Source organism: Streptomyces sp. NPDC002232, assembly GCF_042890295.1.
GTDB lineage: Bacteria > Actinomycetota > Actinomycetes > Streptomycetales > Streptomycetaceae > Streptomyces.
This window is the reverse complement of record NZ_JBIARV010000003.1, coordinates 823,048-837,050: the sequence shown is the minus strand read 5'-3', so window position 1 is coordinate 837,050 and position 14,003 is coordinate 823,048. Positions and strand designations below refer to the sequence as shown.

The following is a 14,003-nucleotide window of genomic DNA, read 5'->3' as shown; positions in this document are numbered from 1 at the left end:
CTGCCTCACACGGAAGTGGCGGTGGGCTCCGGGGCGGTACGGGTGCGGGCCTCGGCCCGCGGCACGGAGGGGGTCGCGCCGCCGCGCAGGGCGACGGCCGCGGCGACCGGCGAGAGGAGGGCGAGGCCCGCGCACAGCAGCCAGGTCCCGGTGACGCCGAGGTAGAGCGAGACGGGGCTGAACACGGCGAGGGACAGCGGTGCCGCGCCGATGCCGGAGAGCGCGAAGGTGGACATCGCGGCGCCCATCCGGCCTTCGGGGACGGCCTGCTGGTAGGCGGTGACCAGGGCGGGTCCGTTGAGGCCGGAGAGCAGGCCGACGGCGCCGGCCGTGGCGGCGAGGACGACGGGCGAGGGGACGAGCGCCATGGCGGCCATGCCGGCCGCGAGACCGGCGCCGGTCACCACGAGCTTGGTGTGCGCCGGGATCCGGTGGGCCAGCGCCGCACCCAGGGCGGCGGACGCCAGCGCGCCGGCGCCGAAGACGGCGAGGACCATGGCCACGACGCCGACGCCCCAGCCCTCGTCGGCGGCCCGCAGGGGCAGGGCGACCTCGGCCGGCCACAGGAACGCCAGGTCCATGCAGAAACAGGCGACGAACATCCAGCGCAGACGGGGGTGGGCGGCGAGGAGCCGGAAGCCGTCGCCGGAGCGGCGCAGCAGGGAGGGCCCCTGCGGGGCGCGCTCGGGGCGGGCCATGCCCCGGGTGACGTGGGCGGCGCAGACCAGCCAGACGACGCAGCCGACGGCCGCGGCCGTCATGGCCACGGGGAGGCCTCCGACGACGACCAGCCAGGCGCCGAGGGGCGATCCGGCGATGGGCGCGAGGCGCAGCACCATGGAGAAGAGGGAGTTGGCGCGGCCCAGCTGGTCCTGGGGGGCGAGGCGGGGCAGCAGGACGCCGGACGCGGGGCCGGTGACGCCCAGCAGGACGCCGTCGACCAGGGCGACGGCGATCAACGGCCAGAGCGTCTCGGTGGTGGCGGTGACGGCGATCCCGGCCACGAGGACGAGGACGCGGACACCGGTCGCGCGGAGCAGGACCGCGCGGGGACCGAGCGCGTCGGCGAGGGCCCCGCCGAAGAGCAGGAGCAGGGCGCGGGGCAGGGTGGCGGCGAGGGTGACGTACGTGACGGCTTCCCGGCCGCCGAGCTGGACGGCCGTCCAGCTCATGGCGATGAGGAGGGCGAAGCTGCCCGCCTGGACGGCGGCCTGGCCGATGACGAGGCTGCTGACGCGGCGCCAGTCGACGGCCGGTGCTGCGCCTGCCGGTGCGCCGGTCGTGGGGGTGGTTCCCATGGGGTCGGCTTTCTGTGGTCGAGGGATGGGGGCCAGGGGCGGGAGCGGGGGTGTCCGGTCGCGCTCAGAGGGGTGGGCGGATGTGCACCCGGACGCCGGCTCCGTCGCCCCGCAGGGTGGCGGCGACGGCCAGGGCGACGGCGCGGTCGGCCGCGCGGCGCACGGCGCGGCGCCGGCGCGTGCCGGAGGCGCCGGGCCGGGAGGCGTCGTGGGCGGGGGTCCGGGGCGTACGGAGCTCGACTCGGCCGCCGAGGTAGCCCCGGCCGGCCTCGGCGAGGGCCCGTTGCGCCGTGTGCCGGGCCGTGGCGGCGAGGCCGGTGCCGTCCTGGGAGACGGCGACGGAGATGCCGGGCGTCTCGCGTACGGAGAAGCAGGCGTGGACGCTCCGGTCCCCGGCGCGCCTGCGGGGCGCGGTCACGGTGTCGCTCCGGCCGGATCGGCCGCGCCCCGGGGAGAGGCGGGCGCGGGGTCGGCGAGGTGGCCGTCGGGCCACCAGAGGTCCTCCGGGTCCAGGGCGGCGACCGCGTACTTGCCCAACGCGCTGATGAGCAGCTGGAGTTCGAGGGCGATGCTCTCGACGAGGCGCTCCAGACCGTGTTCGGGGTCCTCGTCGACGGCGATCAGGGCGGCGCGGCCGAGGCCGACGGCGGTGGCGCCGAGGGCGAGGGCGCGTACGGCGCGGCCGCCCTCCCACATGCCTCCGGTGGCGAGGAGGCAGCCGCCGGGGCGGCCGATGCGGCGCAGGCAGGCGGCGAGGGGCAGGCCGACGTGGTCGAGGAAGACGCCGGGGGCCCAGCCGGTGCCGCCCTCCGCGCCGTCGACGGTCACGGCGTCCGCGCCGGCGGCCCAGGCGGTGCGGGCGGCGTGGGCGATGTCGCGGCCGGGGTGGAACTTCACCCAGGTGCGGGCCTTGGGGAAGTTGTTCCGCATGAACCGCAGCTGCTGGCGGAGGATCTCGTCGGTGAAGGTGCCGGGCGTGGCGCAGCGCAGCTGACGCTCTCCGTCGGGGTCGAGGACCTTGCGGACGGTGAAGCGGCGGGCGAGTTGCTCGGCCTCAGCGCGGTCGACGACGGTCATGCCGCCGAGGCCGGGCTTGGCGCCCTGACCGGTCTTCAGCTCGAAGGCGAGCCGTCCGCTCTCCAGGAGCGGGCGGAAGGCGGGGTCGCTGTAGAGGAGGTTCCAGACCTCGGAGTCGGCGTCCTCGGTGGACTGCTGGACGACGACGCCGCCGGCCCCGTCGGGTGCGGCGTCGAGATAGGCCTCGACGCGGCCGAGGAGCGCGGAGCGGGTGGCGTCGCCGGCGCGGCGGTAGCCGTGCACCGGGATCATGTTCTCCCCGATGACCATGGGGATGCCGAGGCGGGCGGCCTGCCGGCTCGCGTGGACGGCGAGGTCGCCGCTGCCGGCCCGCGTGGAGCCGAAGGCGGAGAGGTAGAGGGGCAGCCGGGAGGTGAAACCGCCGATCGGGGTGCCGAGGTCGACGTCGGTGAACTCCGGCTCCCTCGCCAGGTCGATGAGCTTCTCCAGCCGCTGCGGCATGAAGACGGGAGGGACGATGCGGGCCCGGTCGAGGTCGTCGGCGGCCGGCCCCGCGCCCGGCCCGTACAGCCGTGAGCCGTACGTGGCGGGGTCGGGGAAGACCTCGGCGGTGCCGTTGCGGGCGCGGGCGCGGATCGCCCGCTCCGGGATTCCGGGGGCGTCGAGGGAGGTCACGGGGCCACCACCCCGGGGAGCTTCGGGTAGGCGCTGACCTGCCACAGGGCGTCGAGGCCGGTGAGGAAGCGGACCAGGCGCTGGAGACCCATGCCGAATCCGGCGCTGGACGGCATGCCCTCGCGGGCCTCCTTGAGGTACCAGGCGTACTTGGCGGGGTTCTCGCCGCTCTCCCGCATGCGGGTGACGATGGTGGCGTAGTCGGCCTCGCGCTCGCTGCCGGAGACGAGCTCGCCGTATCCGTGCGGGGCGATCAGGTCGAAGTTGCGCAGGACGCCCGGGCGCTCGGGGTCCTCCCGGTCGTAGAAGCCGCGGGAGCCCTTGGGGTAGTCGTTGACGAAGAACGGGCGGTCGCTCTCCAGGGAGAGGAGCCGCTCGCCCTCCCAGTCGATCTCGCCGTCGGGGTTCTGCGGGTGGCCGGCGGAGAGGAGGGCGGACACGGCGTCGTCGTGGGTGCGGACGTCGTACTTGCCCGCCCGGATCTCGGCGAAGTCGCCCTCGACGCGGCCGAGTTCGCCGAGGATCCCCGGGATCGCGGTCCAGACGTGCTCGGTGACGTGGGTGAGCAGGCCGGCGGCGATCTCCTGGGCGTCCTCGCGGGTGCCGTCGGCGATCTCCACGTCGATCTGGTGGAACTCGACGAGGTGACGGCCGGTGGTGGCGGTCTCCTCGGGCTCGACGCGCACGTTGGGGGCGATGTAGAAGAGGCGCGGGAAGCCGCGGAGGGACGCCTGCTTGTAGAGGATGGCGCTGGTCATGAGCTTGTACGGGTGGCCGTAGTAGTCGACGTCGAGGGCCTTGGCGCCCCGGCCTCCGGGGTCGGTGACGGGGCCGACGAGCGGGGGCAGCAGCTCGGTGAAGCCCTCGCCGCGCAGGAACGCCCGGGCGGCGTACAGGGCCTCCTGCTGGACGAGCATGGCGGCGCGCAGCCGGGGCGAGCGGAGGTGTTCGCCGAGCGGGGGCGGTGTGGCCGGTGCGTGGGTGGTCGGGGAGGTCTCCATGGCGGGGCTCCTGTTCGGGGTCGCGTGGGGCGGGGCGGTGTGGGCAGGTCCGGGGCGGGTGGTAGTCGTTCGGCGCCGGCGTGCGGGTCAGACGGTCAGCGGGGTGGCCCTCGGGCGCCCGTGGTCGTCGTCGCTGTCGCGGTGCCGGGGGCTGTCGTAGCGCCCGGCGACGTGGTGGAGGGCGGCGAGCAGTCCCGCCGAGGTGAGCGGGGCCGAGTCGGCCGCCGTGTCGGGGCGGATCGGCATGGCGCCGGTGCGGGCCCAGCGGAGCCGGCCGCCGGGGTCGACGAACCCCAGGGAGCCGCCCGCGTTGTCGGGGTGGAGGCAGAAGGGCACGTCCAGGAGCCCGCGCGCGAAGGCGGCCGGCAGGGCCCGGGACAGGTCCGGGTGGAGGTCGAGGACGGCTTCGACGAGCGTGCGGGCCTCCTGGTAGACCTCGCCGTCGGCCGCCTCGGCGGGAGCCGGGGGTCCGGCGAGCGCGGCGGCCGCGGCGGCCGTCTCCAGCGCGCGGACGTTCTCCTCCACGGTCGGGATGCGGTGGGCCTCCGCGGTGGTCTTCACGATGAGACGGCCGGCCCCGGAGCGCACGGCGAGCCGGGCGGAGGCCTCCAGGAGGCGGGTGGCGCCCTGTTCGGAGCGCGGGTAGACGCCCATGTAGGTGTAGAGGACGACGTGGTGGTCGACGCCGTCGGGCAGGAGCTCGGCGGCGAGCCGGTGCAGGGCGCGCAGGGCCTCCTCGTCCTGGGCCGGGTCGGTCTGCTGGGCGTAGCTGAGCGAGACGCTGCGCAGGCCGTACTGGGCGAAGAAGAGGCATTCCAGGACGCTCATGGCCACGAGCAGGGAGGGCGGGCAGAGCTGGCCGAGGAGGCAGCCCCCGAAGCTCTCCAGATGGGGCACGGCGCCGGTTCGCGCGCCGGCGGCGAGGACTTCGCAGGCGTGGGCCCAGGCGGTGACGGACTCCCGCAGGGGGGTGCGCCCGTAGGGCAGGCAGTAGGAGACGGGGCCGCCCTCGGTGGCGTCGAGTCCGGCCGCGGTGAGCGCCCGGACGATGGCCAGCGGCCGGGCGGACCCGTGCCGGACCTGTACGGGGAAGTCGGCGTCGTACAGTCCGTCGAGGACGGCGCGCGTGGTGTCCGGGGAGTGCGCGGCGATCGGGTAGCCGTTGAGGCGGCTCCCCTCGGCCACGGCGGCGCGGGCGCCGGCCAGGTCGCCGACGCGGGTGTAGCTGTCGACGGTCAGGGTGCCCGCGGTGTGCGCGGTGGCGGCCCTGGTCCGGGCGAGCCCGGCGCGCATGCTGCCGGGGTCGCCGAAGCCCATGCGCGGCTGGACCACGAGACGGCCCGCTGCCGAGGACGCCGCGACGAAGGCGCCGAAGTCGGGGGCCCGGGCGGTCAAGCCGGCACCTCCTTGCGGGCGCGTGCGGCGAGGAAGGCGCACAGGGCGTCCAGGTCCTCGCCGAGCACGGCGTCGCAGCCGGCCTCGGTGAGCCGTGCCACGTCCGCTTCCTGACGGTGCCCGACGACGCCGAGCTTGCCCCCGAGCACCACGGGGAGGCCGGCCAGGGCGCGTTCCGCGCGGAGCCGGCGGACGGCGGTGAGGCCGTCGCGGTAGCCGTGGCCGTTGACACTGCTGAGCACCACCACGTCGGGCGCGTGCCGCAGGCAGCCGTCGAGCAGCAGCTCGGCGGGGACGCAGGGGCCGAGCCCCACGACCTCGTGGCCCTGTTCCTCGAGGAAGAGACGGAGGTACACGAGATTCCATGTGTGGGAATCCGATGCGGTTCCGCTCAGGAGTATCTTCATGGGTCGAGAATAGTTTTCCGGGGATTCCGGAAGCGGAAGTACGACCGGCAGCAAGGACCGGCACTTTCCTTCACGAATATTCCGGTACGGGGCCGCCGGCGGGAAAAGCGAGAAGCGCCGTGCCCCGCATCGGATGCGGGGCACGGCGCTCGGGCCGGGGGTGTGTCAGGCGTACTGGGCGACGAGGCCGCGCGGGCGGATGTCGGTCCAGTGGGTGGTGATGTACTCCAGGGCTTCGGTGCGGTTCCCGGCACCCCAGACGCTGGTCCAGCCAGCGGGGACGTCGGCGAAGTCCGGCCAGAGCGAGTGCTGGCCCTCGTCGTTCACGACGACGTGGAAGGTGCCCTCGGCGTTGTCGAACGGGTTGACGGACTCACTCATGACTGGCTCCTCGTTTCTTCCTTCTGAAGCGCGGAGAGTTTCTCCGCGACTATTTTTCCGATGCTTTCGAGCGGTTCCGGTTCGGCCATGTGGAGATGGCCGCATTCCAGGGTGTGATTGTCGATGATTCCCTCGGTGAAGGGAATCCAGGTGGCGGCGAGAGCACCTTCCGGTTCTCCCGGCCGGCGGGCGGTGAAGAAGAGCGTGTCGGCGTCGGCGACCCCCGGCACGTGCCGCGCCATGAGGGCCGCGTGGGTCTCGGAGGCGCGGAGCACCGCCCGGAGTTCGGTGTCGGAGAAGCCGGCGAGGACGGGGTCCGCACGGCGGAGGTCCTCCGTCGCCCCCGCCAGGTCCCCGGCGTCCGCCGGCGCGGCGGCCCCGTTCCGTTCCTCGGGAGGGAGGACGGAGACGCTGCCGGGTCCGGTCTGGTGGACGTCCATCAGGGCCAGCAGCTCGACCCGCTCCCCCGCCTCGCGGAGCCGTACCGCCATCGTGTGGGCGACGATGCCGCCGTACGACCAGCCGAGGAGCCGGTACGGGCCCCAGGGCTGGACCTGGCGGATCTGCTCCAGGTAGTCGTCGGCCATCTCCTCGACGCCGCGCGGCCGGTGGCCGGGCTCGCTCAGCGCGCGGGCCTGGAGGGCGTACAGCGGCTGGTCGTCGCCGAGGTGGGCGGCGAGGCCCGCGTAGGCCCAGCCGACGCCGGTGCCGGGGTGGACGCAGAACAGCGGACGGCGGGTGCCGCGCGTGCTCAGCGGGAGGAGGACGCCCAGGGCGGCGGCCGTGCCGTCGTCGTCGGGCGAGCCGAGCAGTCCGGCGGGGGTGGGCAGGCGGAACAGGTCGCGGACGGTGCGCTCGATGCCGAGGACGCCCCGGACGCGGTTGACCAGGCGGACGCCGAGCAGCGAGTGGCCGCCGAGGGCGAAGAAGTTGTCGTCGATGCCGACCCGGGGCACGTCGAGGATCTCGGCGAACAGCGCGCACAGCACCTCCTCGCGGGCGTTGCGCGGCCGCCGGCCGCCCCGCGCGGCGGCCGGGCAGTGCGGGGCGGGGAGCGCCGCGCGGTCGGGCTTGCCGTTGACGGTCAGCGGCAGGGCGTCGAGGACGACGACGGCGGACGGCACGAGGTGTTCCGGGAGCGTGTTCCGCGCGTCGGCGAGCAGCTCGGCCTCGGTGACCGTCCCGCCGGCCCGGGGGACGGCGTAGCCGACGAGGGTCTTGTCCCCGGGCCGGTCCTCGCGGACCACGACCAGGGCCTGGCCGACCGAGGGGTGCGCGGCGAGGGCCCGTTCGACCTCGCCGGGTTCGATCCGTACCCCGCGCAGCTTGATCTGGCCGTCCGCCCGTCCGAGGAAGCGGAGTTCACCGGCGGCGGTCCACAGCACGCGGTCGCCCGTACGGTACATGCGGCTGCCGTCGGCCTCGAAGGGGTCGGGGACGAAGCGCTCGGCGGTCAGTCCCGGCCGGCCGACGTACCCGCGGGCCACGTGGGAGCCGGCGATGTACAGCTCGCCGGGCACGCCCGGCGGGACGGGCCGCAGGGCGTGGTCGAGGACGTGGCTGCGGGTGTTGTCCATGGGGCGTCCGAGGTGGAGTCCGGCGCCCCGCAGGACGCGCTCCCCGGTGCCGAACCACTGGTTGTGGGAGGCGAAGGTGGTCTCGGTGGGGCCGTAGGAGTGGACGAGGACGGTGTCCGGGCAGTGGGTGAGGACCCGCTGCACGGCGGCCGGGCTCGCGACGTCGCCGCCGGTCCACACCTCGCGCAGCAGCCGCAGGGTGTCCAGTCCCTCGTCGGCCATGACGTGGAAGAGGCCGACGGTGAAGTAGGCGCTGGTGACGGCGTGTTCGCGGACCGCGCGGGCGGTCTCGGCGAGGTCCGTGCCGTCGCCCCGGGTGAGGACGAGGCCGCCGCCGTTCAGGAGCGGCACCCAGATCTCGAAGACGGACGCGTCGAACCCGGTCGCCGAGTGGACGAGCATCCGGCGCGGCCCGCCGGAGCGGACGTCACGGTCGGCGGCGAGCTCCAGCACGTTGCGGTGGGTGACGCCGACGCCCTTGGGCCGGCCCGTCGACCCGGACGTGAACATCACGTACATCAGGTCGTCCCCGGTGGCGCCGGTGTCCTCGCCGAGCGGCTCCCCGGTGCCGGGCGCGTCGACGTCCAGCAGTGCGGGGACCGCGCCCTCGGCGCGTGCGGCGTGCTCGGCGTCGGTCGCCACGAGGCGTACGCCCGCGTCCTCCAGCATCAGGCGGAGTCGTGCCTCCGGCAGGCGCGGGTCGAGCGGCAGGTAGGCGGCGCCGCACCGCAGGACGGCGAGGGCCGTCACCACGAGCGGCACGCCGCGTTCGAGGAGGACGCCGACGGTGTCGCCCCGGCGCACCCCGGCGCCGCGGAGGCGGGCGGCGAGCGCCGAGGCGCGGGCGTCGAGCGAGGCGTAGTCGACGGTCTCCCCGTCGGTGATCAGGGCGGGCGCGCCGGGGGTCCGCGCGGCGCGGCGGGCGATCGTCCCGTGGACGGTGTCCGGGGTCGCGGGGACCACGGTGGCGGTGGCGGTGGCAGTGTCGTTGTAGTCGCTGACCAGCCGGAACCGGTCGGCGGCGGTGAGCTGTCCGACGTCCCCGATCCGTACGCCGGGGTCGGCCGCCGCGGCCCGCAGGGTCTGCTCCAGATGGGCGGCGAGCAGGGCGGCGGTCGGGGCGTCGAAGAGGTCCGTGGCGTACTCCAGACCACCGCTCAGGCCCGCGGGCCGGCCGTCCGCGTCCCGCAGGTCGTCCAGGGCGAAGGTCAGGTCGAACTTGGTGGAGACGGTGTCGAGGAGTGCCGGTCCGTCCTCCCGGAAGAGGCTCTTCGCGGCGGTGGCGCCGCCGGTGTAGTCGTGGTGGAGCTGGACGACGACCTGGGCCAGCGGGTGGTGGGCGGTGGTGCGCACCGGGTTGAGGTGCTCGACGACCCGGTCGAAGGGGAGTTCCTGGTGGCCGTAGACGGCGAGGTCGGTCCGCCGGACCCGGTCGAGGAGTTCGGTGAAGGTGGGGTCGCCGGAGGTGTCGGTGCGGAGCACCAGGGTGTTGACGAAGAAGCCGACCAGGTCGCCGAGCGATTCGTCGTCGCGTCCGGCGGTCATGGTGGCGAGCGGCAGGTCGGTGCCCGCGCCGTGCCGGGTCAGGACGGCGGCCAGGGCGGCCTGCACCACCATGAACAGGGTGGCTCCGCCACGCCGTGCGACGGCTTCGAGGGCCTGGTGGGTGGCGGGGTCGAGGGCGACGGGTACGCGTCCGCCGCGGTGGCCGGCCTCGGCGGGGCGGGGGCGGGCGGCGGGGAGTTCGAGGACGGCGGGGGCGCCGGCGAGGGTCCGCTCCCAGAAGTCCAGGTGGGCCTCGGCGGCCGGACCGTCGATCAGGTCGCGCTGCCAGAGGGTGTAGTCGGCGTACTGGACAGGCAGCGGCGCCCAGCCGGGGACGCGGTCCTCGACGCGGGCCCGGTAGGCGGTCCCGAAGTCGGCGAGGAGGGGCCCGGTGGACCAGCCGTCGGCGGCGATGTGGTGCACGAGCAGGACCAGGACCTGGTCGCCGCCGTCGTCGGGGGTGACGAGGGTGGCGCGCAGGGGCGTCTCCCCGGCCAGGTCGAAGACGTGGCCGGCGGCCTCGGAGACGGTGGCCGCGAGCCGGTCGGCGGGGACGGAGAGGACGTCGAGCGGGGGCCGGACGGAAGCCAGGATCTCCTGGTGGGGTTCGCCGTCGACGGTCCGGTAGCGGGTGCGGAGGACCTCGTGGCGGTCGGAGAGGTCGGTCAGGGCCTCGGCGAGGGCGCCGGCGTCGAGGGGTTCCGCCGGCCTGAGGACGAGGGGGATGTTGTAGGAGGCGCTGGGGCCTTCGAGGGTGTCGATGAACCAGAGCCTGCGCTGGGCGTACGAGAGGGGGACGCGGGCGGTCCGGTCGGTGCGCGGCACGGGGCGGGGCCGGACGGGCTCCGGCGCGGTGGGCCCGCCGTCGGTGTCCGGGGCGGCGGACCGCTCGGCGATGCGGCGGGCGAGGGCGTCGGGGGTGGGGGCGAGGAGCAGGTCGCGGACCTGGACGTCGGCGCCGAGGCGGGCGCGGATCCGGTTGGCGAGGCGGACGCCGCTCATGGAGTGGCCGCCGATGGTGAAGAAGCCCTCGTGGGGGCCGACCTGGTCGAGGCCGAGGACCTCGGCGAAGAGTTCCCGCAGGGTGTCGGTGTGCGCGGCGGGCGGCTCGGTGGCGGTCCGCGCGGTGGCGGCGGCGCCGGTGCCCGCGGCGGGCGCGGCGGCGCGGGCACGCCGCTCGTCCAGGTCCCGGCGGGTGCCGGGGTCGACGAGAGCGGTGTCGCGGACCGGCGCCCCGGGGTGGTCGGCGGCGGCGAGCAGGGCGCGTTCCAGGGCGGCGAGGAGGAGGCGGGCGGTGTCCTCGTCGAGGACGTCCCGGGCGTACTCCAGGCCGAGCCGGAGTCCGGCCGGGGCGCCGTCCGCGTCCCGGAGCTCCTCGAAGGCGGCCGTGAGGTCGAACTTGGTGGTCGAGGGTCCCTCGCCGGCGAACCGGCCCTCCAGGGCGCCGAATCGGAAGGGTCCGGCGTCGGGCCCGGTGGTCCGCAGGGTCAGCATGACCTGGAACAGCGGGTGGACGCCGGGCGTGCGGGGCGGGTTGAGGCGCTCGACGAGGAGGTCGAAGGGGAGCCGCTGGTGGGCGAAGGCCGCGAGGTCGGTCTCCCTCACCCGCTCCAGCAGGCCCGTGAAGGCGGGGTCGCCGGAGGTGTCGGTGGGCAGCACCAGGGTGTTGACGAAGAAGCCGACGAGCTCGTCGAGGGCCTCGTCGTCGCGCCCCGCGACGGGGGTGCCGAGGACGGTGCGCTCCCCCGCGCCGGCCGCCCGCAGGGCGAGGCCGAGCGCGGCCTGCGCCACCATGAGCAGGCTGGCGTCGTGGTCCTCGGCGAGCCGTACGAGCCGGGCGTGGACGTCCGCCCCGAGGGCGGTGGTCACGAGGCCGCCGTCGTGGGCGCGGACGACGGGCCGGGGCCGGTCCAGCGGCAGGTCGGTCGCGGCGGGCAGTCCGGCGAGGGCCTCGGTCCAGTGGGCGAGCCCGCCGGCGACGAGGGAGTCGGGGTCGTCGGCGTCGCCGAGGAGGTCGTTCTGCCAGAGCGTGTAGTCGGCGTACTGGACGGGCAGCGGCTCCCGTTCGGGGGCTCGGCCCGCGGCGCGCGCGGCGTAGGCGTCGGCCAGGTCGGACATCAGCGGTTCGAGGGACCAGCCGTCGCCGGCGACGTGGTGGAGCAGGACCGCCAGGGTGGCTCCCGCGCCGTCGTCCGGCAGGAACAGCGCTACTCGGAGCGGGAGTTCGCGGGAGAGGTCGAAGGTCTCGGCGGCGAAGCGGGCGACCCGCTCGGCGCGCTCCCCGGCCGGGCACTCGACGGTGCGCAGCCGGATCACGCCGGGCGCGAGGACGTGCTGGTACGGCTCGTCGTCGGGGGCCGGGAAGACCGTGCGCAGCACCTCGTGCCGCTCGGCGACGTCGGTCACCGCGGCGGCGAGCGCGGCCCGGTCGGGGGCCGCCTCCAGATCGAGGACGATCGGCATGTTGTAGGCGGCGGAGGGCCCGTCCAGCTGGCCGACCAGCCACAGGCGGCGCTGGGCGTGGGAGAGCGGCACCCGGTCCTCGACGGGCGTCGGCTCCTCGTGGACGACCGGCAGCCTCGGGTCGGCCGTGCGGAGCACCTTGCGGTTGATCTTGCCGGAGCTGGTACGGGGCAGGGCGACGACGATCGAGACGGCGGGCACCGCGGCGGCGGGCATGCGGGCGCGGACCCAGTCGCGGAGCTCCTCCGTGCCGGTGCCGCCCTCCGTGACCACGAAGGCGACGAGACGCTTGACGCCGTCGCCGTCCTGCTGGGCGACGACCGCGGCCTCCCGGACGCCGGGGTGGCCGGCGAGGACGGAGTCGACGGCGGCCGGGTCGATGCGCTGGCCGCCGATCTTCACCTCGTCGTCGAGCCGCCCGTGGTAGAGGATCTGACGGTCCTCGCCGATGGTGACGAGGTCGCCCGTGCGGTAGGCGCGTTCGCCGTCGAGCGAGGTGAAGCGGCGGGCGTTCAGCTCGGGCCGGTGGAGGTAGCCGCGGGTCAGGCCGCCGCCGAGCAGCCACAGCTCACCGTCGACGACGGCGGCCCCGACGCCGGGGAGCGGGCGCCCGATCGGGATGGGTCCGCCGTCGTGGCGGCTGAGGTCGGCCATGGTGGCCACCACGGTCGTCTCGGTGGGGCCGTAGCCGTTCAGGAGCCGGATCCGGTCGCCGACCAGGGCCCGCCACTGGGCGACGCGCTCGGGAAGGGCGGCCTCGCCGTAGATCATCACGGTGCGCAGGGCGTCGGGGAGGACGGCCGAACCGGTGGTGAGGACGTAGACCAGCTCGTGCCAGTAGGCGGCGGGCAGGTCCAGGTAGGTGATGCCGTGCCGGGCGCAGCCGGCGAGGAGTTCCGACACGTCCAGCATGTCGTCGGTGCGCAGGACGAGGGTGCCGCCGGCGCCCAGGGTCGTGAAGATCTCCTGGATGCTGGCGTCGAAGTGGAGCGGGCTGAACTGGAGGACCGCGTCGTCGGCGCCGATCCCGTACGCCGGGGTCGCACCGGCGATGAAGTGGGCGAGGGAGTCGTGGGCGACGACCACGCCGTTGGGGGTGCCGGTGGACCCGGACGTGTAGATGACGTAGGCCGCGCCCTCTCCGGCGCCGGGGCCGCCGAGCACGAGCTCGCCGTGCCGGGCGACCTCGGCGGGGGTCGGCGCCAGGTCACCGCAGGCGTCCTTGAGGATCGCCTCGTTGCGGGCGTCGGGGGCCTGGACGTCCAGCGGCAGGTAGGCGGCGCCCGTCTCCAGGACGGCGAGGAGCCCGACGATCGCGTCGATCCCGCGCGGCCGGTGCAGCGCGACGAGCCGGCCGGGACCTGCGCCCCGCGCGGCGAGCTCCTCGGCCCTCTCCCGCACGGCGGCGGCGAGCTCGGCGTAGGTCAGACGGGCGTCGGCGTGCACCAGGGCGGGGGCGTCGGGGCGGGTACGCGTCCGGTGGGCGATCAGGTCGAGCACGGGCGGCGCGGGGGCGGGAGAGGGTCCGCCGTCGAGCAGGTCTTCCGTTCTGCTGGGGGGCATGCTGAGTTCCTCCGGTATAGGGACGGGAGACCGGGGCGGTTCCTCTCGCCTCCGTGCCCTCCACGCTAGGCGCGGGGTGCGGGGGGCCGGGGCAGTCGACCCGGCAGCTCCTACCGGCAGCCGGGGGGTTGGGGGGGCTGCCGGTGGGGGGGGCGGGGGGCTGTCCTGCGGGCGGGACGCTGCCCACGCGGGGCCCTCGCCCGCGGCGGTGTGGACCTTCGCCCTGCCATGTGCTGGCCCGCACTCACGTGGGCCTTCGCCCTGCCCCTGTGTGGGCCCGCGCTTGTGTGGGCCCGCGCCCGTGTGGGCCTTCGCCCTACCCCGTGTGGTCCCGCACCCTCGTATGCCTTCGCCGGGCCCCTGTGTGGGGCCCGCGCCCTGGCGGGCCCGCCGCCCACGCCCGTGTGGGCAATCGTCCCGCTGGGGCGGGACGGGTGGGCACACGGGACGGCGCGCTGAGCGGCGCCTCCGCGATCTGGGCCTGGACCCGCACCACCATGTGCTGCACCTGTCGGTGCGGGTTCAGGCGCTACAGCCTCCCACGCCGGCAAGGGCGCCGTTCCGTTGTGCCCACCCGTTCCGCCCCTTGCGGAACGCCTGCCCACAACGGGCGGGGCACAGGCCCACAACGGCGGGGCACGGGCCACGGCGGGGCGCGGG

General features: G+C 75.6%; 8 protein-coding genes. All 8 read right to left on the bottom strand.

What is annotated here, in order from left to right; translation table 11 throughout:
* Nucleotides 1–5: 5 nt before the first annotated feature.
* The 8 genes from ACFYXU_RS16155 to ACFYXU_RS16120 all read right to left on the bottom strand — a co-directional run bounded on the left by ACFYXU_RS16155 (nucleotide 6) and on the right by ACFYXU_RS16120 (nucleotide 13,343).
* On the bottom strand, nucleotides 6–1,298 hold the full coding sequence (locus ACFYXU_RS16155; RefSeq protein ID WP_389406736.1) for an MFS transporter: 1,293 nt from the start codon (nucleotides 1,296–1,298) through the stop codon (nucleotides 6–8).
* Nucleotides 1,299–1,362: 64 nt separating this feature from the next.
* Nucleotides 1,363–1,716: a hypothetical protein gene (locus tag ACFYXU_RS16150; protein WP_376509249.1), complete on the bottom strand. Its 354-nt coding sequence runs from the start codon at nucleotides 1,714–1,716 to the stop codon at nucleotides 1,363–1,365.
* Nucleotides 1,713–3,011, bottom strand: a complete 1,299-nt coding sequence (locus tag ACFYXU_RS16145) for a glutamate synthase-related protein (RefSeq protein WP_389406735.1) — start codon at nucleotides 3,009–3,011, stop codon at nucleotides 1,713–1,715. The genes ACFYXU_RS16150 and ACFYXU_RS16145 overlap by 4 nt, the downstream gene beginning before the upstream one ends.
* On the bottom strand, nucleotides 3,008–4,012 hold the full coding sequence (locus tag ACFYXU_RS16140) for an asparagine synthetase A (RefSeq protein WP_329857856.1): 1,005 nt from the start codon (nucleotides 4,010–4,012) through the stop codon (nucleotides 3,008–3,010). The genes ACFYXU_RS16145 and ACFYXU_RS16140 overlap by 4 nt, the downstream gene beginning before the upstream one ends.
* 87 nt (nucleotides 4,013–4,099) lie before the next feature.
* Nucleotides 4,100–5,407: a methylaspartate mutase gene (locus ACFYXU_RS16135; protein ID WP_376509253.1), complete on the bottom strand. Its 1,308-nt coding sequence runs from the start codon at nucleotides 5,405–5,407 to the stop codon at nucleotides 4,100–4,102.
* Nucleotides 5,404–5,814 carry a cobalamin B12-binding domain-containing protein gene (locus ACFYXU_RS16130; RefSeq protein WP_389406734.1) on the bottom strand — a complete coding sequence of 137 codons (411 nt, stop codon included), beginning with the start codon at nucleotides 5,812–5,814 and terminating at the stop codon, nucleotides 5,404–5,406. Before ACFYXU_RS16130 ends, ACFYXU_RS16135 begins: the two co-directional genes overlap by 4 nt.
* Nucleotides 5,815–5,979: 165 nt before the next feature.
* Nucleotides 5,980–6,195, bottom strand: coding sequence for an MbtH family protein (locus ACFYXU_RS16125; RefSeq protein ID WP_361398803.1), 216 nt, complete (start codon nucleotides 6,193–6,195; stop codon nucleotides 5,980–5,982).
* Entirely contained in the window at nucleotides 6,192–13,343 is a 7,152-nt protein-coding gene (locus ACFYXU_RS16120; RefSeq protein WP_389406733.1) for an amino acid adenylation domain-containing protein, read from the bottom strand. The genes ACFYXU_RS16125 and ACFYXU_RS16120 overlap by 4 nt, the downstream gene beginning before the upstream one ends.
* Between the last annotated feature and the right edge of the window lie 660 nt (nucleotides 13,344–14,003).